Below are 18,667 nucleotides of genomic sequence, written 5' to 3'. Positions count from 1 at the left end.
AGGTCGCCCGTGCTCGACGTCAGGCGACTCTCCCTCCTGCGCGAGTTGAGCCACCGCGGCACGATCGCCGCCGTCGCGCAGGCCCTGCACCAGAGTCCGTCGTCGGTCTCGCAGCAGTTGTCGCTGCTCGAACGCGAGGTCGGGGTGCCGCTGCTGCACAAGGTCGGCCGGCGGCTGCAGCTGACGCCGCAGGCCGAGATCCTCGTCGACCACGTCGAGGTCATCCTCGAGCGACTCGAACTGGCCGAGACCGAGTTGGAACAGTCGCTGCAGACGGCCGGCGGGCGCGTGCGGCTCGGCATCTTCCAGTCCGCCGCGCTCGCGCTCATGCCGCGCACGCTGCAACTCTTGGCGGCCGACCACCCGTTGCTGCGCGTGGAGATGCACCAGCGTGAGCCGGAGGCCGCGCTCGCGGAGACCTCGATGGGCGACTTCGACCTCGTGGTGGCCGAGCAGTATCCGGGGCATTCCGCGCCCTGGTACGCCCGACTCGACCGGGAGCCGTTGGCCTCCGACGCGATCTGGCTGGCCGTCCCGGGGACGGGACCGGCCGCCGGGATCCGCACGCTCGCGGACGCGGCGGGCGCCGCGTGGGTCATGGAGCCCGACGACGTGGCGTCACGGCACTGGGCCGAGCAGTCGTGCCGCCAGGCGGGCTTCGAGCCCGATGTGCGCTTCGAGACGACCGACCTGCGCACGCAGGTCGACTTCGTCGCGTCGGGTCTGGCGGTCGCGCTCATCCCCGACCTGATGGCCACCGCCGTGCCGCCCGGGGTCGCCCTCGTCGCCCTGCCCGGCGACCCGCGCCGGGAGGTCTTCACCGCCACCCGCCCCTCGATGGCCGACAACCCCGGCATCCGCGCCTGCCGAGCGGCCCTCGCCACCGCCGCCGGCGCCCTGGGTCACCTGCCGCGTCGACCGACCAGGATCCAGTAGGTCTCGTCGCGGCCCTGGAGGGTGGCGGGAACCGGTACCTCCTGCACGGTGCCGAAGACCGACGCGATCGCGTCGACGAGAGGCGCGGGCCGGTTCATCGACCAGATCGCGAGCGTCCCGCCGGGCCGGAGGCGGTCACGGCACGCCGCGAGGAACTCGATGCGGTAGACCGCGGCGTTCTGGTCGTGGACGAGGAAGTCCGGACCGTTGTCGACGTCGATCAGCACGGCGTCCCACGAGCCGTCCTCCTGCCGTGCGACCACGTCGACGACGTCGCCCGCGACGACCTCGCACCGCGGATCGTCGGCGAGTCCGGGCGCGATCAGGCCGGAACGGAACCAGTCGACGACCTCGGGCTCGAACTCGGCGACCACGACGCGCTCGGCGCCACCGTCGAGCAGGGCGCGCGCAGTGAATCCGAGGCCGAGCCCGCCGACGAGGACCTCGCGCGCACCCGACGCCAGGGCCACGTCGGCCAGCACCCGCTCGGAGGAGGTCTCGGCGTCGTCCATGACGAAGACGCCGTTGACCCGCAGTTCGAGCGAGCCGTCGTCGCGTCGGCGCAGATGTGCGGTCACGGGTGGGTGCGCGAGACGTTCGCCGCGATCGCCGCGATGAACGTGTCGTACAGCTGCGCGGGCAGGTCGTGACCCATGCCCGCGATCTCGAGCAGCTCGGCGCCCGTGATGGCCGCTGCCGTCGCGCGGCCGCCCGACGGGTGCACGAGCGGGTCGTTCGTGCCGTGGATGACCTGCGTGGGCACCCCGACGGCGCTGAGCCGCTCGGTCCGGTCGGGCTGCGTGAGCACCGCCAGCATGTGCCGCGAGACGCCGCTCGCGATCCAGCCGCGGTCGTACGTCTCGAGCGCGCGCGCGTGGGCGACGTGCTCGTCGGTGGGGAACGCCGGCGAGCCGATCCGCTTGCCGTTCCTGACCGAGGTCTCGGCGAACTCCGGGCGCGTCCGACCGCTCGGCGCGAGCATCATCGGCATGATGCGCGGGTCGGTCCAGCCGACCTTCCGCCGTCCCGTCGTGGACATGATCGAGGTGAGCGAGCGCACCCGGTCGGCGTGGTCGATCGCGAGGGTCTGCGCGATCATCCCGCCCATCGAGACCCCGACGACGTGGGCCGAGTCGATGCCGAGATGGTCGAGCAGTCCGGTGGCGTCGTCGGCCAGGTCATCGAGACCGTACGGTGCCGAGCCGCGGCCGATGAAGGCCCTGACGATGTCGAGGCGCGAGACCCGGTGGTGCCTCAGCTTCGTCGAGCGACCCGTGTCGCGGTTGTCGTAGCGGACGACGTGGAACCCGCGGTCGGCGAGCATGAGGCAGAACTCGGTGCTCCACCAGCCCATCGGGCCGCCGAGTCCCATGATCAGCAGGACCGTCTCGTCGTCCGGATCGCCGAACGTCTGGTAGCACAGGTCCAGCCCACTGGGCAGGTGTGCGAACTGCTCGTCGGAGACGGAGACGGAGACGCTCGCGTCGTTCATGGGCCCGGTGGTCATCGGCGGCTCAGTGTTCGTAGTCGATCGCCGAGTACGCCATGAGCTTCTCGAGGCGGTGTTCGCTGCGGATCGTGCGGATCGTGCCGGACCGCGAGCGCATCACGATCGACTCGGTGCTCGCACTGCCGGCGCCGTAGCGGACGCCGCGCAGCAGGTTGCCGGTCGTGATGCCGGTGGCGACGAAGAAGCAGTCGTCGGCGTTCACGAGCTCGTCGGTGTGCAGGACGCGGTCGAGGTCGTGGCCGGCGTCGATCGCCTTCTGCCGCTCGTCGTCGTCCTTCGGCGTGAGCCGGCCCTGGATGACGCCACCGAGGCACTTCATCGCGACGGCCGTGATGATGCCCTCGGGCGTGCCGCCGATGCCGAGCAGCAGGTCGACGCCGGAGTCGGGACGGGCTGCGGTGATGCCGCCGGCGATGTCGCCGTCGACGATGAACTTGATGCGCGCGCCGGTCTCGCGGATCTCGTCGACGAGCGCCGAGTGGCGGGGCCGGTCGAGCACGCACACCGTGATGTCGCCGACGTCGAGGCCCTTGGCCTTCGCGACGATCGCGATGTTCTCGGCGGCGGGCAGCCGGATGTCGACCTTGTCGGCCGCCTCGGGGCCGGCGACCAGCTTCTCCATGTAGAAGACCGCCGACGGGTCGTACATCGAGCCGCGCGGGGCGACCGCCATGACGGAGATCGCGTTGGGCAGGCTCTTGGCCGTGAGGGTCGTGCCGTCGATCGGGTCGACGGCCACGTCGCACTCCGGACCGTTGCCGTCGCCGACGCGCTCGCCGTTGTAGAGCATGGGCGCGGCGTCCTTCTCGCCCTCGCCGATCACGACGACGCCGTCCATCTCGACGGTGTTGATCATCGACCGCATCGCGTTGACCGCGACCTGGTCGGCGCCGTTCTTGTCGCCTCGGCCCACCCACCGGCCCGCGGCCATGGCACCGGCCTCCGTCACACGGACGAGGTCGAGAGCGAGGTTCCGGTCAGGTGCAGCCTCGGCGGGCTTCAGTCGGTCCACGAGGTCATCCTATAGGCCACGAAGGCTAGGCTGACTGGGCGATCCCAGCGGTCAGACCCCGGAACAGGAGCACGATGAGCGGTTACTCGCGCGGCAATCCGGCGATGGGCGACATCGTGCGCTCCGTCCTGGTGCTCGGCGGGATCGTGTTGGCGCTGTGGGTCTTCGGCCGGCTGTTCACCGTGACGCCGGATCAGCCGACCGCCTCGATCGACTGGCACACCGCCGCGACCGGGGTCGAGCCGCGCGCCGGCTTCGTGCCGCTCGTGCCCGCGTCGCTGCCCGAGGGCTGGCGAGCCAGCACCGCCCGGCTGAACGGCACGCAGTGGCAGCTCGGTGTGCTCACCGACGACGAGGAGTACATCGGCCTGACGCAGGCCCCGGTCGAGCCGAAGGTGCTCGTGAAGGACCGTGCGCCGGACAGCAAGGCCGCTGGCGAGGTCACGATCGACGGCGAGACGTGGCAGGTGCGCACGGGACCGGGCGACGACACGACGTTCGTGCGTCGGGTCGGTGACCAGTCGGTGGTCGTGTCGGGCAGCGCCGATCGCTCCGTGATCGAGGACTACGTCGCCTCGCTCGAGCCGTTCTCCGACTGATCGACCCGCTCGCGGGCTCCGTCGAGCCAGCGCTGACAGGCCTCGGCGAGCGCCTCGCCTCGCTCCCAGAGCGCGAGCGACTCCTCGAGCGTCGAGCCGCCGGTCTCGAGTCGCTGCACGATCGAGACCAGTTCGTCGCGGGCCTGCTCGTAGGACAGGTCGGCCGGGTCGACGGGGCTCGCGGATTCAGTCATGCGGATGCTCCTGCAGGTCGGTGACGCGGGCGGTGACCAGCCCGTCGGTGAGGTGGAGGACGAGGTCGTCGCCGGCGGCCAGCTGGGCGACGGAGGTGACGGCGGTGCCGGCGCCGTCGAGGGCGACGGCGTAGCCGCGATGCAGCGTGGCCAGCGGCGAGAGGGCTCGGACGCGGGCGAGGTGATGGCCGATCTCGTCGTGGGCGCGGTCCAGCCGTCGGTGCATCGCCAGCCGGGCGCGCTCGCGCGCGCCGTCGACGAGGTCCTGCTGGGTCTCGACGAACGCCGCGGGGGAGGCGAGCACGGGCCGGCTGCGCAGGGCGGCCAGCGCCGTGGACTCGCGGTGGAGGTGGCGCAGCACCGCCTGGCGGGCTCGCTCGCGCGCGGTGGCCAGTCCGGCCAGTTCGGCTCGGACGTCGGGCACGACCCGCTTGGCCGCGTCGGTCGGGGTCGAGGCGCGCAGGTCGGCGACGAGGTCGAGCAGGGGCACGTCGGGCTCGTGCCCGATCGCGCTGACGACGGCGGTGCGGGCGGCGTGCACGGCGCGCACGAGGGCCTCGTCCGAGAACGGCAGCAGGTCCTCGAGCGAGCCGCCGCCGCGCGCGATGACGACGACCTCGACGTCGGCGAGCTGGTCGAGCTCGCGCAGCGCGGCGACGACCTCACCGACGGACCGCGAGCCCTGCATGAGCGCGTGCCGCACGACGACGGTGGCGGCGGGCCAGCGGTCGCGCACGTTCTCCAGGACGTCGCGCTCGGCCGCCGATCCCTTGCCGGTGACGAGCCCGATCGCGCGGGGGAGCAGCGGCAGCGGTCGCTTCCAGCGGGCCTCGAAGAGCCCTTCTGCGGCGAGCAGCTGCTTGCGCCGTTCGAGCTGGGCGAGCAGCTCTCCCTCGCCCGTGGGCCGGATCTCGAGCAGCTTGAGCGACAGCCGGCCGTTCGGCGCGTAGAACTCGGGCTTGGCGTGCACGATCACGCGCGTGCCGTCGGTGATCGGCGTGGCCGACGACTCGACGACGGTGCGGAACGCGACCGCGTGGATGCTGAACGAGGTCGCGAGGTCGCGCAGCGTCAGGTAGTAGGTGCTGCCGCTGAGCCGGGGCTGGACGACCTCGGCCTCGACCCACACGGCGCCGAGCCGTTCGATCCACCCCTGCACGGCGAGGGAGATCGTGCGCAGCGGGGCGGGCTTGTCCGCGCTGGTCTCCAAGGCCATGCGCACCACCCTAGGGCTCGGGTCCGACGGTGCGGCGGTCCACGGCGCGGTCGGTAGGGTGGGGGCATGAGCACGCAGGTCGATCTCGGCATGCCCGGCACCACGGGCCAAGTCCTGCTGGCCGACCCCCGCGGCTACTGCGCGGGTGTCGACCGGGCCGTCATCACCGTCGAGAAGGCGCTCGACCTGTACGGCGCACCGGTCTACGTGCGCAAGCAGATCGTGCACAACAAGCACGTCGTCGCCAATCTCGCCGCTCGTGGCGCGATCTTCGTCGAGGAACTCGACGAGGTTCCGCCGGGCGCCACGGTCGTGTTCAGCGCCCACGGCGTCAGTCCGGCCGTCCACGAGCAGGCCGCCGAACGCAGCCTCAAGACGATCGACGCGACGTGCCCGCTCGTCACCAAGGTCCATCACGAGGCGCGCCGCTTCGCCAACGACGGCTACCGCATCCTGCTGATCGGCCACGCCGGTCACGAGGAGGTCGAGGGCACTGCCGGCGAGGCGCCCGAGCACATCACCCTGGTCGAGCACCCCGACGACGTCGATGGCCTCGACTTCCCCGAGGGCACCCGGCTGTCCTGGCTCAGCCAGACGACGCTCTCGGTCGACGAGACGATGGAGACCGTCCGCCGGCTGCGCGCGAAGTTCCCGCAGCTGGAGGATCCGCCGAGCGACGACATCTGCTACGCCACGCAGAACCGCCAGGTCGCCGTCAAGGAGATCGCGAAGGACGCCGATCTCGTGATCGTCGTCGGCTCCGCGAACTCCTCGAACTCGGTGCGACTCGTCGAGGTCGCCCTCGAGGCCGGCGCGAAGGCGTCCTACCGCATCGACGACATCACCGAGATCGACGAGTCCTGGCTCGACGGCGTCACGACGGTCGGCGTCACGTCCGGCGCGTCGGTCCCCGACGACCTCGTGCAGGACGTCCTCGGGTTCCTCGCGGAGCGCGGCATCGGCGACGCCAAGGCGATCCGCACGGCCGAGGAGTCGCTCATGTTCGCGCTCCCGCCCGAGCTGCGGCGCGACCTCAAGGCCGCCACGCGCCTCTGAGGTCTCGCTACGCGGCCTCGTCCCTCGGCCACCATTTTGGTGATCGAGTAGCCGCGGCGAGCGCAGCGAGCACGCGGCGTATCGAGATCACCGCCGCGAGGGCTTCACCACGAGCGCCGTGCCACCGCCGCGACGCACGGGCTCTGCCGCGGCCGTGAGCCTGCCGTGCCGGCCGACCTCGATCGCGGCGGCCGCGCCGATCTCGGCGGCCGACGTGAACTGGTCGCCCGAGGGGACGAGCGTCTGGCCGAACGGCGCCAGCGCGGCCCCGTACCGCGTGATGAACTCCGGCTCCGCCGTGGTCGCGGCGGCGTTGCGCTGCGAGGCGCGCGGGGCCGCGACGGCCTCGGGCAGGGTCATCGCGAGGTCGATGCGGTTCACCAGGATCTGCAGCACGGTCGTGATGATCGTCGAGCCGCCCGGCGAGCCGAGCACGAAGCGCAGCCGGCCGTCCTGGGTCACGATCGTCGGCGACATCGACGAGCGCGGCCGCTTGCCCGCCTCGATCCGGTTCGGGTCGGCGTCGTCGTGGACGGCCGTGAAGTCGGTCAGCTCGTTGTTCAGCAGGAAGCCGCGGCCGGGGACCGTGATGCCCGAGCCGCCGGTCTGCTCGATCGTCAGCGTGTACGCGACGGCGTTGCCCCACCGGTCGACCACGGACAGGTGCGTCGTGGAGACGTTCTCGGTGTCGGCCTTCTCCTCGTGCGCGGCCGTGGCGCACGAGCCGTCGAGGGCGCCGGCGGCGACGGGGCGGACGCTCGCGTGCTGCGGGTCGATCGTGCACGCCCGCGAGTCCGCGAAGGACTGGCTCAGCAGGGTCTTCGTCGGCACGTCCACGAAGGCGGGGTCGCCCACGTACTTGCCGCGGTCGGCGAACGCGCGGGCCGACGCCTCGAGGTAGAGGTGCAGGCTCTGCGGGGTCTGGGCGCCGCCGGCCAGGTCGAAGTTCTCGAGGATGTTGAGCGCCTCAGCGACCGTCGTGCCGCCCGAGGACGACGGCGCCATGCCGTAGACGTCGAGACCGCGGTAGCCGACCTTCGTCGGTGCTTGGACCTTGACGGCGTAGGACGCGAGGTCGTCGGTGGTCATCGAGCCCGGCGGGACGGGCAGGGTCGTGGCCGGATCCTTCGGCGGCGTCTGCACCGTGTCGGCGATCTCCTGCGCGAGCCGGCCCGTGTAGAACGCCTTGGGACCCTTCGCCGCGATGAGCGCGTACGTCTTCGCCAGGTCGCGGTTGCGGAAGGTGCTGCCGACCTTCGGGGCGTCGCCGTTCGGCAGGAAGAGCTCGGCGGTGGCCGGGAAGGCGGCGAAGCGCGCGGCGTTGTCGAGGGTCTGGTTGCGGAACGTCTGGTCGACGGTGAAGCCGTGCCAGGCCAGTGCGGTCGCCGGCGCGATGTTGGCCGCGAGCGAGCGCTTGCCGAACAGTCTGCTGGCCTTGTCCCACGTCGCGAGCGTGCCGGGCACGCCGACCGAGACGCCGGACGTCACGAGCTGCGGTGTGAACGGGTAGGGCTTGCCGGTCGCCTGGTCGATGAAGGCGTCGTCCTTGATCCCCGCGGGAGCGGTTTCACGGCCGTCGATCGTGGTGACCTTGCCGGTGCGTCCGTCGCGGAAGACGAAGTAGCCGCCTCCGCCCACGCCGGCGCTGTACGGCTCGGTGACCCCCAGCGCTGCGGCGGTGGCGACCGCGGCATCAGCCGCGTTGCCGCCCGATCTCAGCACTGCGAGGCCGACCTTGCTGGCGTTCGCGTCGACGGAGCTCACCGCTCCGCCGGTGCCGTACGCGGTGGCTCCCACCGGTGTCGGATCGTGCTTGCCGCGTGCCTCGGCAGGTGCTTGGAGGGCCACCGCGGTGGCGACCAGGATGGTGGCCGAGATGGCGGCCAGCGAACGTCGGACGAACATGATTCCCCCCGGAACTCGTCGTCTGCTCACGGTAGGTCGGGCCCGGGGAGCGGGCAACTCCACCGCAACGTGCCACCCAGCGGGTCAGGGGCGCGGGGCGGTGAGCAGGCGCGCGAGGATCACGGCCAGCGCGAGGGCGTGGCCGACCAGCAGGACGACGCCGTGCTCGATCGTGGCGGCCAGCGTCGTGCCGGCCACTCCGGCGGTGTCGGGAAGCCCGTCCATGACGATCGCGTCGGGCGCGGCCCATGCCACGACGAAGAGTGCTCCGGCCATGAGGAACGGCGGCATGACGCCCGTGGTGAACAGCCCGCGCGCCTGGACGGCGGTGGCGGCAGTGACCGACACGAGGACGAATCCGACCGAGAACGCCGGTCCGAGCCGGCCGTCGAGCAGGTCGAGGCCGGTGACGGCGGCGAGGGTCAGGACCGAGCACAGCACTGTCGCACGCGGTGTCAGGTCGTACCTGGCGGCCGCGGCCGGGGTCCTGGCCAAGGCGATGACGGCGCCGGCTGCCGGCGAGCTCATGCTCATGACGTTAGTTCATCGAGCAGCTCGGGCGCCGTCATGACCCGGGGTGTCGTCTCGAGGATCCGAGGGTGGAACGGAGGGTTCTCGTCGACCTTGAGATCGTGCAGGCGGCGGGCGCTGACGAGCAGCCGGGACTCGACCGAGGCCACGGCGTCGTTGTAGGAGTGGACCGCGCGGTCGAGCGAGGAGCCGAGCTTGTCGACGTGGCCGGCGACGGTGCCGAGGCGCTCGTAGAGCTCGCGGGCGACGCGGTGGATCTCGCGGGCGTTCTCGGTGAGGGAGTCCTGGGTCCAGGCCAGCGCGACCGTGCGCAGCAGGGCCACGAGGGTCGTGGGCGAGGCGAGCACGACCCCGCGACCGGCGGCGTGCTCGAGCAGCGACGTGTCGGCCTCGAGCGCGGCGGACAGGAACGCCTCGCCGGGCACGAACAGGACGACGAACTCCGGCGCGGTCTCGAACTGTCGCCAGTAGGACTTGGCGGCCAGCTGGTCGACATGGGTGCGCAGCTGGCGCGCATGCCGGGACAGGTGGGCGGTGCGCTCGTCGGTGTCGTCCGTCGTGGTGGCGTCGAGGAAGGCATCGAGCGGCACCTTCGAGTCGACCACCACCTGCCGCCCGCCGACGAGGCGCACGACCATGTCCGGGCGCAGCCGGCCGTCGGCCGTCGTGACCTGCAGGTCGAAGTCGCAGTGTTCGACCATGCCGGCCAGCTCGGCGGTGCGGCGCAGGTGCAGCTCGCCCCAGCGGCCGCGGACCTCGGGCCGGCGCAGTGCGGTGGAGAGGGAGGCGGTCTCACGGCGCAGGGCCTCGCCGGTGAGGCGGACCGACTCGACCTGCTCGCGCAGCTGGGCGTGCCACTCGATGCGGCTCGACTCGAGGTCGCGCAGACGGGTGTCGAACCGGTCGAGGCTCTCGCGGACGGGCTGGACCGCGCGGGCCGTGGCGGCACCGGCGACATCGACGTCGTGGGCGGTGACCGTGCGACGTCGGGACCCCACGAGGTAGCCGAGGGATCCGGCGAGGCCGGTGAGCAGGAGGGCGAGCAGCAGGACCATGAGGCTGGGGAAGGTGGCCATGCGGCCATGGTCCTCGCAGGCACTGACAGTTCCCGTCCCGCGGGTCTAGCGTGGCGTCATGCCGAAGTTGACCTTGAACCTGCACACCGTCCTCGAGCCGCGAGGCCCGGCGGCCGCCGTGGTGCTGACCGACGAACAGGTGGACTCCTTCGGGGTTGGCAAGGCGTTCCCCGTCCGCGTCACGATCGGTGGCGTCACCGAGGCCGCGCGCGTGGCGCGCATGAGCGGCGAGAACCTCGTGGGCCTCAGCAAGGCCAAGCGGGAGGCGCTCGGCGTCCAGATCGGCGACGAGGTCGACGTGCTCATCGAGCTCGACGACCAGCCGCGCGAGGTCGACGTGCCCGCCCCGCTGGCCGAGGCCCTCGATCGTGAGGGACTGCGGGCGACGTTCGACGCCCTGTCCTACTCACATCGCAAGGAGCACGCCCTGTCGGTCGCGGAGGCGAAGAAGGACGACACCCGCGAGCGCCGGGTCGCCGCCGTCGTGGAGAGCCTGCGTCAGGCCTGAGCCGTGAGGTCGGCGACCTCGTAGTTCCACAGCTCGGCGTGGGTCGAGACGGGCTTGGGTGCCTCGCCGCCCTCGCGCTCGGCGGCCGAACGGTGGCCGTGGCCGAAGGCGGGGGAGTTGACCCATGCCTGGAACGACTCCTCGTCGCGCCAGCGGGTGACGACGAGCCACTCGGTGCGCTCGTCGGTCGGCTTGAGCAGCTCGAAGCCCTCGAAGCCCTCCTGTCCGTCGACGGCTCCGGCGCGCTTGGCGAAGCGGTGGGCCAGCTCGTCGCCGGCCTCCTTGGGGACGGAGATGGCGTTGATCTTGATGACGGTCACGTCGGCAATTCAACCACCAGCGCCACGTCGTCCTCGTCGACCTCGATGATGCGCCCGGGCAGGCCGGCCACCTGGTCCCGGGAGAGCAGCGTGACGAAGGCGCCGCCGGGCGCGAGCCACGTCGCCAGCCCGGACAGCACGTTCCTCACGTGGTCCAACCCGTCGGGACCGCCATCGACCGTCGCGAGCGGTTCGTGGGCGAGGAAGTCCGGGTGGATGCCCGAGACGCGCGCGGTCGGCACGTGCGGCAGGTACGCGACGGCGAGGTCGACGCGGCCGCGCAGGTCGTCGGGCAGCGCGTCCCACCACGAGCCCTCGTGGACGGTGAACCTGTATCGGTCGCCGTTCTCGCGCGCCACGGCGACGGCCGCGGGATCGAGGTCGGCCGCGTGCACCTGCGCGTCCAGCCGTGACGTCAAGGCTGCCGCGATGGCGCCGCAACCACAACCAAGATCGACGACGACGCGCGCGTCGGGTCGTTGGGAGACCGCCGTGTCGACGATCGCCTCGGCGCGTCGCCGGGGCACGAACACCCCGTCGGCGACGGTGACGACGACGCCCGCGAACTCGACGAGTCCGACGGCCTGCTCGAGAGGCATCCCGGCTTCGCGGGCGGCGACGGCGCGCTCGATGGTGGCGGGTTCGGACAGGTGCCTGCGGATGAACTCCGCCTCGTCCTCGGCGAAGACGCCGCCGGCGGCCCGCAGGCGCGCGACGATCGGGTCGTGGTGTGGCACGACCCGATCGTCGCGGGTGTCAGCGCGTCACGGCAACAGCCACAGCGAGCTGCAGTTCGACTTCACCGACTTGCCCTCGAGCCGGTCGACGAGCCAGTCCTGGCTCGCGCCCTGGCGGGTGATGGCCGGACCGAGGTGGTTCAGCGCCGTGCCGCCGGTCGGGAGCACCTGGATGACAGGGGTGTAGGTGACGTTGGAGCTCTTGCCGCACCAGTCCTTCGCGAGCTGGCGGGCCTGGGTGTGGTCGACGATGTCGTCCTGCGTGCCCGTCAGGACCTGCACGGGGATGGTCGGCTTGAGCTTGCCGATCCGCTGGGCGTCGACCGCGGCCTTGAGGCCCGGGTCCGACTTGACGATGTCGTACAGCGACTTGCCGTTCGTGGTCCACGCCGACGTCTTGGAGAAGCCGTAGGTGAACAGCGTGCTGCCGATGCACTGCGTCTTGACCTTCTCCAGGACCGCCTTGCCGGCGGGGGTGGCGAGTGTGTCGAGCGCGCCCTGGACCTCCGGGTGGTAGGGCGTGATGCCGTTGATCGCGTACGCGATGACGCCCGTCAGGTCGGTGCCGTCCGCGGACTTCGTGACCTCGAGCAGGTTGGCCGGGGGAGCGCCGGCGAAGGCACCCTTGAGGTTCAGCTCGGGGGCGTAACCGGGAGCCAGCTCAGCGGCGGAGGCCGCGGCGCCACCGCCCTGCGAGTAGCCGTACAGGCCGATGGGCGAGGACGTCGAGACCGACGTGCCAGGCAGCTTCAGCGCGGCGCGGGCGGCGTCGAGCAGGGCGTGGCCCATGTCCTCGCGGTTCGTGTAGGTGTGGACGCGATCGGTCGTGCCGAGTCCGATGTAGTCGGTCAGGACGACGGCGATGCCACGGTCGAGGAAGCCGTAGATGCTCGGGATCTCGTAGCCGATGCCGAACTCGTTGCCCTCGACGTTCAGCAGGTTCTCGAGCGACTTCGACGGCGCGCACGCGTCGCCCTGGCCCTGCGTGCCCGCGGCGACCGCGACGAGGGGCCGGGCGCCCGTGCCCGACCACTTCTTCGTCGGCTCGATGTAGGCGCCGCTGACCGCCGCAGGTGCGCCGGCCTCGTCGGTGGAGGTGTAGAGGATGCGGGTCGCGGTGCCCGGCAGGTACAGGCCCTTCAGGGTGACCGCGAGCTTCATCGGCTCGGTGCGCAGGACGGTGCCCTGGCCGGCGGGCAGGGTCGACGGCGGGTCGTAGAACGACTCGGAGGCGGATGCGGGAGAGGAGGACAGGAGACCTGTCATGACGGCGGCGGTCGCTGCAACGGCAGCGAATCTGGCAATACGGAACACGTGACCCCCAAGTCAGTGTGGGCCGCATCCCTGTGACGCGGCTCACAGACTGTAACAGTGAGTGACAGTGCCACTGTTACTGTCGCGTCCGGACTGTGGACCGGGCGCTCCCAGGTCGCCAGTAGGCTGGACTGTCGTGGCACTCTCCATCGGCATCGTCGGTCTCCCCAATGCGGGCAAGTCGACGCTCTTCAACGCCCTCACCCAGAACGACGTCCTCGCCGCGAACTACCCGTTCGCCACGATCGAGCCGAACGTCGGCGTCGTCGGGGTCCCCGATCCCCGCCTGCAGAAGCTCGCGGAGATCTTCGGTTCCGAGCGGATCCTGCCGGCCACCGTCGAGTTCGTCGACATCGCCGGCATCGTGCGCGGCGCGTCCGAGGGCGAGGGCATGGGCAACAAGTTCCTGTCCCACATCCGCGACTCCGACGCGATCTGCCAGGTCACCCGCGTCTTCCGCGACGAGGACGTCACGCACGTCGACGGCGAGGTCAACCCCAGCAGCGACATCGAGACGATCTCGATCGAGCTGATCCTCGCCGACCTGCAGACGGTCGACAAGGCGATCCCGCGGCTGGACAAGGAGTCCCGCAAGGACAAGTCGCTCGTCCCCGCGTTCGAGGAGGCGAAGAAGGCCAAGGAAGCCCTCGAGGCCGGTGACGGTGTGCTCAAGGCGGGACTGGACCTGACGCTGCTGCGCGACCTGCACCTCATGACGGCGAAGCGCTTCCTCTACGTGTTCAACTGCGACACCGACGAGCTGAACGACGAGGCCCTCAAGGAGCGGATGCGCGCGATCGTCGCGCCCTCGGAGGCCGTCTTCCTCGACGCCAAGAGCGAGGCCGAGCTGGTCGAGCTGGGTGACGACGAGGAGGCCGAGCAGATGCGCGCCGAGATGCTCGCCGACCTCGGCATCGAGGAGCCCGGCCTGGACCAGTTGGCCCGCGTCGGCTTCGACACCCTCGGCCTGCAGACGTACCTCACCGCGGGCCCCAAGGAGTCGCGCGCCTGGACGATCAAGAAGGGCGCCACCGCCCCCGAGGCCGCCGGCGTCATCCACACCGACTTCCAGAAGGGCTTCATCAAGGCCGAGATCGTCTCCTTCGACGACCTCGTCGCCGCCGGCTCGATGAACGACGCGAAGTCCGCCGGCAAGGTCCGCATGGAGGGCAAGGACTACGTCATGGCTGACGGCGACGTCGTGGAGTTCCGCTTCAACGTCTGAGTCGGCGCGTTTGCGCAGTTCAGAGGGGGGTCAGGGCTCTCCGATCCGCACATAGTCCGCAAGAATTTCAGTCGCACTTGCCTCTGAGCACCCTAAAGTGGTGGCCCTGAGAGGCGGGCGGAGCCTCCGATAGGGGATCGGCGGGCGGCGGAAATCGGTGCGGCACACGCGGTGGCATGACCCACTGCGAACGGTGTTGATGGCCCGTTCGCGCACGTGGGTTCTGACACGATTGAACGGTGTTCGTAGTCGAGGCCCTTGTCCAAACGGAGAGCGCCGTTAAGTCAGAGCTGATTGGTGTTCCTGTCGCTGTCTGGGCGCTAGCCGTTTCGCTCTTGGGCTTCTTCATCGCGGTCGGCTCCTTGGGCTGGCAGATTGGGAAGCACTTTCTCGATGGTGGCCGGGTCAAGGTCTATCTGAACCCGGCAATCTGGGTGCCCGAGGTAAGCCTGTCGACGAACCGTTCCGGGAGGTTGAGACTTCAGTCGGATAATTTTGCGCGCGCTGTGACCCGAGGGAGGGCCTTGGAGCTCGCTCAGCTCGTCGTCGAGAATCCCGGAAGAGCAGCTGTGACCATCTACTCCCCTGGGTTGAGCACCAGCGGACATGGGAGAAGGAACCATTCGCTAGTTCCCCGGATGTTCGCAACCGAGGAATCTTTCGGGGCCGATGCCGCCGTGAGCGGCACGGTCGTCCGGCTCGAACCGTATTCTCGCGTGACGTTTCTCCTCGACTACTGGAGCGTGGTGCCCGGCATCATGGAGGAGACAAGCAAGGGTCGACTGTTCCTCCGGGGATTCGTCGGCGTCGCTGGCCGGACGAAGCGCCCACAGCGCTCCAGCCGGCGACTTCGATGGCGGATCCAGCGGGACGACTTCACCGCGGTCGAGGGTTCGCCCGACTTCACGCCGCTCGCGGTGCTCTGGCGCGAACTGTTCGTCCGGTTGCCGGCTCACGACGACGTGGCGGAAGGTGACCAGGACTCTGATAGGCCCGTCGGTTGGGGAATTGCGAGATCTCTCCTAGACGAAGCGATGTCCGGGTTCGACGAGCGCCCAGCGCGTGAAGACCTCGAGAAGGCATTGGACGAGGTCGCAATGCGTAGGGGTTATGAGTCTCCATCGCTAGGAACATTCATGTACGAGGGCTACGCGGCACTCGACAGGATGGAGGGCCATCTCACGCCGTGGACTGAGGGCCTCTTCCGTTGGAACTACGCATCGCGGCGTGCGGAGGAACACCCTTAGAGGGCTCAAGGATGGCGTCAAGCCGACGCAGGATCGTCATGGGCAAGATGACATCGCCGTATTGGTGGGGCTTGTAGGGACCGCGCAACTGATCTGCGATTCCCCAGACGAAGGTGCCAAGGCTGCTCATGCAGTGATTCTCCCGTTCAGCGGACCGACCCCGGTACGCGCGTCCCATTCTCACCGACTGCCGAGATGGAATCAGCCGAACGCTGGCAGACCCGTCACCTCGTTGTCCAAGTGTCCTAGCCGTAAGACCACGTGGACTCGACGGGATACGCGGTCGCGGCGCGGTCCGCAAACGTACCCCGACAGCGGATCAACGCTGGAGCCAGACAACGGTCGTGTTAGGCGCTCTCTTCTTGAGACGCAGCAATAGCCCTCCCTGAGAGTCTTCGAGGATCTCCGTGATGCGCCGAGACAGTTTCGCTTCACGTGTGAGGCCTCGGAGGTGGCGAGAACCTCGAATCAGGACACCAAGACCCGCTCCGCGGATAACTTAGGCCAGATGAAGCCTTGGAAAGACGACATCGTCGCAGCGCTTGAGGCGCTTGGCGGCCGCGCATCGCTGTCCGAGATCTATGCCGAGCTCCCCAGATTCAGGCCGGCTCTGCGCGGTAAGTGGCAAGCCACCGTGCGTGGGACGCTGGAGCGAAACTCCTCAGATTCGGATAACTATAGGGATGGCGACGATCTCTTCTATTCAGTTGGAGGTATCGGTAGCGGAGAATGGGGCTTGCGCTGACCCGACAAGGGTCATCGGCGTCGTGATTCGTTCCGCCCACGGACCAACCTTGGATCTGCGGGGTAGGTCTCGAGCCAGAGACCAGAGACCAGAGACTGCGTGGCAGCCGACGCAACCGCCAACGCCTCGACTCGCTACCGAAACTCCCCTCGCAGACGGAAAGAGTCGGTGCGTGATCTCGCGACCCATCCGGTGATTCTCCTGAGTACCCAAACCTGGCGGCGGCCGATACCTAGGCGCCACGAGCCCGTGGTCGGGGGCAGGCTCGTTGACGGTCATTCACTCGCTTTCGGCTAGGAGCGCGGCGGGCGGGGGCCACACTCGAGTTGCGGCCCGTGCAAGTTGAGTTGCGCGAGCGGTCACTCGAGCCTCGTCCCACGCGGGGCTGCTAGCAACCTCGTAGTTGATGACGAGGGATTTTTGTTTCTCAAACTCCGGGCGCTTCGCGTCCCAACTTAGGTTGGACACTTCACGATTGAAACTGCCTGTCACGAGCGTCAGGTTCCCGATCCGGTCCAGAACGCGGGACCGTTCGGCCGCGGCGTGCAACCAAACTGGGTCGGCGTCGTCCTCGGTGAGAGCGGTGCCGTTAGGGGCGAGTACGGGCCAATGCTTGCGCCAACTCCTCGGGATGACGTGTTCGATCTGCAGGTTGTCATATTCCAGCATCCCCGCCGGCTCATGAGGGTTCTCGTCTCGCAAATGCTGGTCGATCGCGCCGAGGAGCAGACGGATGCGGGGCTGGGTGAGGTTGTCGTAGAAACGGCGAGTTGCGAATGCTTCGTGCATGTCATCGTCACTCGGCCAATGGAGAGCTCCGTCCCTCAGGCTCCCGACGATTGCATCGGCGACGTCGGCGCCCTTCTCAAAGGCGAGCTTGGCGTCACGCAGCACACGAGAAAAGTGCGCGCCGTACCCACGTGTTTGCCAACCTACGTACACGCGTCGCAGCGCCCAAGACTCCACCGCGCGCACGGCCCGAACGTGGTCCTCAGCGAGCAGGGCCTGGTGGCCAACCACCGTGCGCAACCATGTGAGCAGCGGAACCGCCGTCAAGATGTCGAGAGATCGGATTCGGTGGTACGCGATAACTAGACGCACATCCTCGGCTGGGTCCGCGCCGTAGATGACACGGTACCCAGCCGCGAAGGCGCTCAGTTCCCTGAGGACCTCCTCGGTGGATGGTCCGCCGTCCAAGTACGTCCGCGCCTCGCGGTAGAGGTGTCCGATGTTGGCTTCCGATCCCGTGGCGGCCGTCAGCCAGGCTGAGAGCAGAACGTCGCGTCGGCCGCGAGCCGCGTGACCTCGACCGACCTCCTTTTTCCACCATTGATCATCGAACTGAGCCCAGTACTTGTCGTAGAGGGCCTCCACGTCGTCATCGGCGAGTTCGCCGCGCAAGAAGAGCAGATTCTTCACCAGATCGATGGCGGACAAAGCGGTTTGCCGGCCGTTAAGGACCTCGAAAATCACCTGGGCGTCGTCGTTGTCGTCTAGGTCGATTACGACCAGTTTGATCAAACTCGAGAGCGCGTCGGCCAGGGCTGTCAGCCTCTCTGGATCCGCGCTCAGGTCCTCGGTCACCGCGTAGTCGCGGACGGCGCCGGCGAAGTACTCGCGTGCCTGGAGGTAAAGGTGGTCTGCGTTGCCGGAGTACGAGGGAATCTCGTCGTCCATTGCAGTTGGCCAGATCTCGCGGTCCTTGCGCCGTGGCCACAGTTTGTAGACCTCTTCCTCCTTGTCGACGACGTCGGAGGGGTTACGAAGCATACGACGCACCGACTTCGTCCGGTCCGAGCCGGTCTCGGTTAGGACGTCAAGCAATCCGCGTACCAGCAACTGCATCGTCGTCAGGCGTTGCTGTCCGTCGATGACTGAACGCAGCGCCACACCCCCAGTTGGGAACGGAAGGGCGGCGCACACGATGGCGCCGAGGAAATGTGGAGAGACGTTCTGCTCCTTCGACGCCGACAGCATCGATCCGGCTGGGAGGGCCGCGCGGGCTTCGAGGAGCCGGTCGGCAGTCGAGGCTAAGTCGTCAAAGAGGAGCCCCCACTGCTCGTCACGAGTCCACTCATAATCGCGCTGAAAGGTCGGGATGATGTAACGGCGCTCCGGCTTCAGAATCTCTTGAAGCGGGTATGTCTTGGCGTCCACTGGATCCCCCTATTTGATCGGCGGAACCATCATCTACCGTCCGAATAGGTCTCCGTCAGAAATCGCCCATGCTGGGTGGCATCTTGCGTTGCTAGTTTCAGGAGGTGGCTTGTGGAGGCGGCGATCCGCAAGTAGTCCGCAAGAACACCCGCGAGGGCCGGTCACCGCCGCAGCCAGCCAACGATCGCGGAGCGGTATTTCGCTCGAAAAACAGCAAGTTTCGGCAATTCCCAATGATCGTCGAAAGCAGCCGGAATGCCACCCGACAGTTCCGCTTCAACGTCTGAGTCGGCGCGTTTGGGCCCGCTTCGTGACGGGGTCGAACTCGACCTACGCGTCGCAGGTCGGGTCGGTGACGTCGACGAGCGTGCGGTTGCGG

Annotated in this window: 19 protein-coding genes; 6 read left to right on the top strand and 13 right to left on the bottom strand. The window is 69.1% G+C overall.

The genetic code is table 11. The features are described from left to right. Window positions 1-9 precede the first annotated feature (9 nt). Window positions 10-936 carry a LysR family transcriptional regulator gene (locus ACT26F_RS09710; protein ID WP_471670323.1) on the top strand — a complete coding sequence of 309 codons (927 nt, stop codon included), beginning with the start codon at window positions 10-12 and terminating at the stop codon, window positions 934-936. Here ACT26F_RS09710 and ACT26F_RS09705 read toward each other — a convergent pair. Genes ACT26F_RS09705 through glpX form a run of 3 tightly spaced genes read right to left on the bottom strand, consistent with a single transcriptional unit; the run spans window position 903 to window position 3,458 of the window. Next, window positions 903-1,514, bottom strand: coding sequence for a spermine/spermidine synthase domain-containing protein (locus tag ACT26F_RS09705; protein ID WP_471670322.1), 612 nt, complete (start codon window positions 1,512-1,514; stop codon window positions 903-905). The genes ACT26F_RS09710 and ACT26F_RS09705 overlap by 34 nt on opposite strands. Next, window positions 1,511-2,443: an alpha/beta fold hydrolase gene (locus tag ACT26F_RS09700; RefSeq protein WP_471670321.1), complete on the bottom strand. Its 933-nt coding sequence runs from the start codon at window positions 2,441-2,443 to the stop codon at window positions 1,511-1,513. Before ACT26F_RS09700 ends, ACT26F_RS09705 begins: the two co-directional genes overlap by 4 nt. Window positions 2,444-2,450: 7 nt before the next feature. Next, window positions 2,451-3,458 (bottom strand): class II fructose-bisphosphatase, encoded by a 1,008-nt coding sequence (glpX, locus tag ACT26F_RS09695; RefSeq protein WP_471670320.1) that lies wholly within the window; start codon window positions 3,456-3,458, stop codon window positions 2,451-2,453. A 74-nt stretch (window positions 3,459-3,532) separates the two neighbouring features. Here glpX and ACT26F_RS09690 point away from each other — a divergent pair, with 74 nt between their 5' ends. Then, the gene (locus tag ACT26F_RS09690; RefSeq protein ID WP_471670319.1) at window positions 3,533-4,057 is read left to right on the top strand and encodes a DUF4245 domain-containing protein; all 525 of its coding nucleotides are present in this window, start codon (window positions 3,533-3,535) and stop codon (window positions 4,055-4,057) included. Here the strand turns inward: ACT26F_RS09690 and ACT26F_RS09685 are convergent. Together ACT26F_RS09685 and xseA are read right to left on the bottom strand one after the other, a co-directional pair. After that, a complete protein-coding gene (locus ACT26F_RS09685) occupies window positions 4,024-4,251 on the bottom strand; it encodes an exodeoxyribonuclease VII small subunit (RefSeq protein WP_471670318.1) in 228 nt (75 codons plus the stop codon). The two genes, ACT26F_RS09690 and ACT26F_RS09685, sit on opposite strands and share 34 nt — an antisense overlap. Further along, the gene (gene xseA / locus ACT26F_RS09680) at window positions 4,244-5,467 is read right to left on the bottom strand and encodes an exodeoxyribonuclease VII large subunit (RefSeq protein ID WP_471670317.1); all 1,224 of its coding nucleotides are present in this window, start codon (window positions 5,465-5,467) and stop codon (window positions 4,244-4,246) included. The genes ACT26F_RS09685 and xseA overlap by 8 nt, the downstream gene beginning before the upstream one ends. 66 nt (window positions 5,468-5,533) lie before the next feature. On the opposite strand from xseA, the gene ACT26F_RS09675 reads away from it, so the two are divergent. After that, a complete protein-coding gene (locus ACT26F_RS09675; protein WP_471670316.1) occupies window positions 5,534-6,523 on the top strand; it encodes a 4-hydroxy-3-methylbut-2-enyl diphosphate reductase in 990 nt (329 codons plus the stop codon). An 87-nt stretch (window positions 6,524-6,610) separates the two neighbouring features. Here ACT26F_RS09675 and ggt read toward each other — a convergent pair whose 3' ends face one another. The 3 genes from ggt to ACT26F_RS09660 form a co-directional block, all read right to left on the bottom strand. Continuing rightward, window positions 6,611-8,428 (bottom strand): gamma-glutamyltransferase, encoded by a 1,818-nt coding sequence (ggt, locus tag ACT26F_RS09670; RefSeq protein WP_471670315.1) that lies wholly within the window; start codon window positions 8,426-8,428, stop codon window positions 6,611-6,613. An 84-nt stretch (window positions 8,429-8,512) separates the two neighbouring features. Continuing rightward, the gene (locus ACT26F_RS09665; RefSeq protein ID WP_471670314.1) at window positions 8,513-8,956 is read right to left on the bottom strand and encodes a DUF6542 domain-containing protein; all 444 of its coding nucleotides are present in this window, start codon (window positions 8,954-8,956) and stop codon (window positions 8,513-8,515) included. A 2-nt stretch (window positions 8,957-8,958) separates the two neighbouring features. Further along, complete coding sequence (locus ACT26F_RS09660) at window positions 8,959-10,035, bottom strand: DNA recombination protein RmuC (protein WP_471670313.1); 1,077 nt, start codon at window positions 10,033-10,035, stop codon at window positions 8,959-8,961. 58 nt (window positions 10,036-10,093) lie between these two features. On the opposite strand from ACT26F_RS09660, the gene ACT26F_RS09655 reads away from it, so the two are divergent. After that, window positions 10,094-10,543, top strand: coding sequence for a YdeI/OmpD-associated family protein (locus ACT26F_RS09655; protein WP_471670312.1), 450 nt, complete (start codon window positions 10,094-10,096; stop codon window positions 10,541-10,543). On the opposite strand, the gene ACT26F_RS09650 is transcribed toward ACT26F_RS09655, so the two are convergent. Genes ACT26F_RS09650 through ACT26F_RS09640 form a run of 3 tightly spaced genes read right to left on the bottom strand, consistent with a single transcriptional unit; the run spans window position 10,534 to window position 12,866 of the window. Continuing rightward, window positions 10,534-10,863 (bottom strand): antibiotic biosynthesis monooxygenase family protein, encoded by a 330-nt coding sequence (locus ACT26F_RS09650; RefSeq protein ID WP_471670311.1) that lies wholly within the window; start codon window positions 10,861-10,863, stop codon window positions 10,534-10,536. The two genes, ACT26F_RS09655 and ACT26F_RS09650, sit on opposite strands and share 10 nt — an antisense overlap. Continuing rightward, window positions 10,860-11,600, bottom strand: a complete 741-nt coding sequence (locus tag ACT26F_RS09645) for a methyltransferase domain-containing protein (RefSeq protein ID WP_471670309.1) — start codon at window positions 11,598-11,600, stop codon at window positions 10,860-10,862. Before ACT26F_RS09645 ends, ACT26F_RS09650 begins: the two co-directional genes overlap by 4 nt. A gap of 27 nt (window positions 11,601-11,627) precedes the next feature. Next, the gene (locus ACT26F_RS09640) at window positions 11,628-12,866 is read right to left on the bottom strand and encodes a lipase family protein (protein ID WP_471670308.1); all 1,239 of its coding nucleotides are present in this window, start codon (window positions 12,864-12,866) and stop codon (window positions 11,628-11,630) included. 184 nt (window positions 12,867-13,050) lie between these two features. On the opposite strand from ACT26F_RS09640, the gene ychF reads away from it, so the two are divergent. Together ychF and ACT26F_RS09630 are read left to right on the top strand one after the other, a co-directional pair. Further along, window positions 13,051-14,139 carry a redox-regulated ATPase YchF gene (ychF, locus tag ACT26F_RS09635; RefSeq protein WP_471670307.1) on the top strand — a complete coding sequence of 363 codons (1,089 nt, stop codon included), beginning with the start codon at window positions 13,051-13,053 and terminating at the stop codon, window positions 14,137-14,139. A gap of 239 nt (window positions 14,140-14,378) precedes the next feature. Next, entirely contained in the window at window positions 14,379-15,386 is a 1,008-nt protein-coding gene (locus ACT26F_RS09630; RefSeq protein WP_471670306.1) for a hypothetical protein, read from the top strand. Here the strand turns inward: ACT26F_RS09630 and ACT26F_RS09625 are convergent. After that, window positions 15,319-15,516 (bottom strand): type I restriction-modification system subunit M N-terminal domain-containing protein, encoded by a 198-nt coding sequence (locus ACT26F_RS09625; protein ID WP_471670305.1) that lies wholly within the window; start codon window positions 15,514-15,516, stop codon window positions 15,319-15,321. The two genes, ACT26F_RS09630 and ACT26F_RS09625, sit on opposite strands and share 68 nt — an antisense overlap. Before the next feature lie 894 nt (window positions 15,517-16,410). Further along, the gene (locus tag ACT26F_RS09620) at window positions 16,411-18,288 is read right to left on the bottom strand and encodes a DUF262 domain-containing protein (protein WP_471670304.1); all 1,878 of its coding nucleotides are present in this window, start codon (window positions 18,286-18,288) and stop codon (window positions 16,411-16,413) included. Window positions 18,289-18,667 lie beyond the last annotated feature (379 nt).

The organism is Aeromicrobium sp. SP1 (genome assembly GCF_055663785.1).
Note: the sequence above shows the minus strand (reverse complement) of the source record. Positions and strands in the feature narration are given on the sequence as shown.

Excerpts from the sequence above, each read along its gene's own strand:
- ACT26F_RS09690 (WP_471670319.1), top strand. The coding sequence starts at position 3,533 with ATGAGCGGTTACTCGCGCGGCAATCCGGCGATGGGCGACATCGTGCGC.
- ACT26F_RS09675 (WP_471670316.1), top strand. The coding sequence starts at position 5,534 with ATGAGCACGCAGGTCGATCTCGGCATGCCCGGCACCACGGGCCAAGTC.
- xseA (WP_471670317.1), bottom strand. The coding sequence starts at position 5,467 with ATGGCCTTGGAGACCAGCGCGGACAAGCCCGCCCCGCTGCGCACGATC.
- ggt (WP_471670315.1), bottom strand. The coding sequence starts at position 8,428 with ATGTTCGTCCGACGTTCGCTGGCCGCCATCTCGGCCACCATCCTGGTC.
- ACT26F_RS09640 (WP_471670308.1), bottom strand. The coding sequence starts at position 12,866 with ATGACAGGTCTCCTGTCCTCCTCTCCCGCATCCGCCTCCGAGTCGTTC.
- ACT26F_RS09700 (WP_471670321.1), bottom strand. The coding sequence starts at position 2,443 with ATGACCACCGGGCCCATGAACGACGCGAGCGTCTCCGTCTCCGTCTCC.
- ACT26F_RS09665 (WP_471670314.1), bottom strand. The coding sequence starts at position 8,956 with ATGAGCTCGCCGGCAGCCGGCGCCGTCATCGCCTTGGCCAGGACCCCG.
- ACT26F_RS09685 (WP_471670318.1), bottom strand. The coding sequence starts at position 4,251 with ATGACTGAATCCGCGAGCCCCGTCGACCCGGCCGACCTGTCCTACGAG.
- ACT26F_RS09660 (WP_471670313.1), bottom strand. The coding sequence starts at position 10,035 with ATGGCCACCTTCCCCAGCCTCATGGTCCTGCTGCTCGCCCTCCTGCTC.
- ACT26F_RS09625 (WP_471670305.1), bottom strand. The coding sequence starts at position 15,516 with ATGAGCAGCCTTGGCACCTTCGTCTGGGGAATCGCAGATCAGTTGCGC.
- ACT26F_RS09655 (WP_471670312.1), top strand. The coding sequence starts at position 10,094 with ATGCCGAAGTTGACCTTGAACCTGCACACCGTCCTCGAGCCGCGAGGC.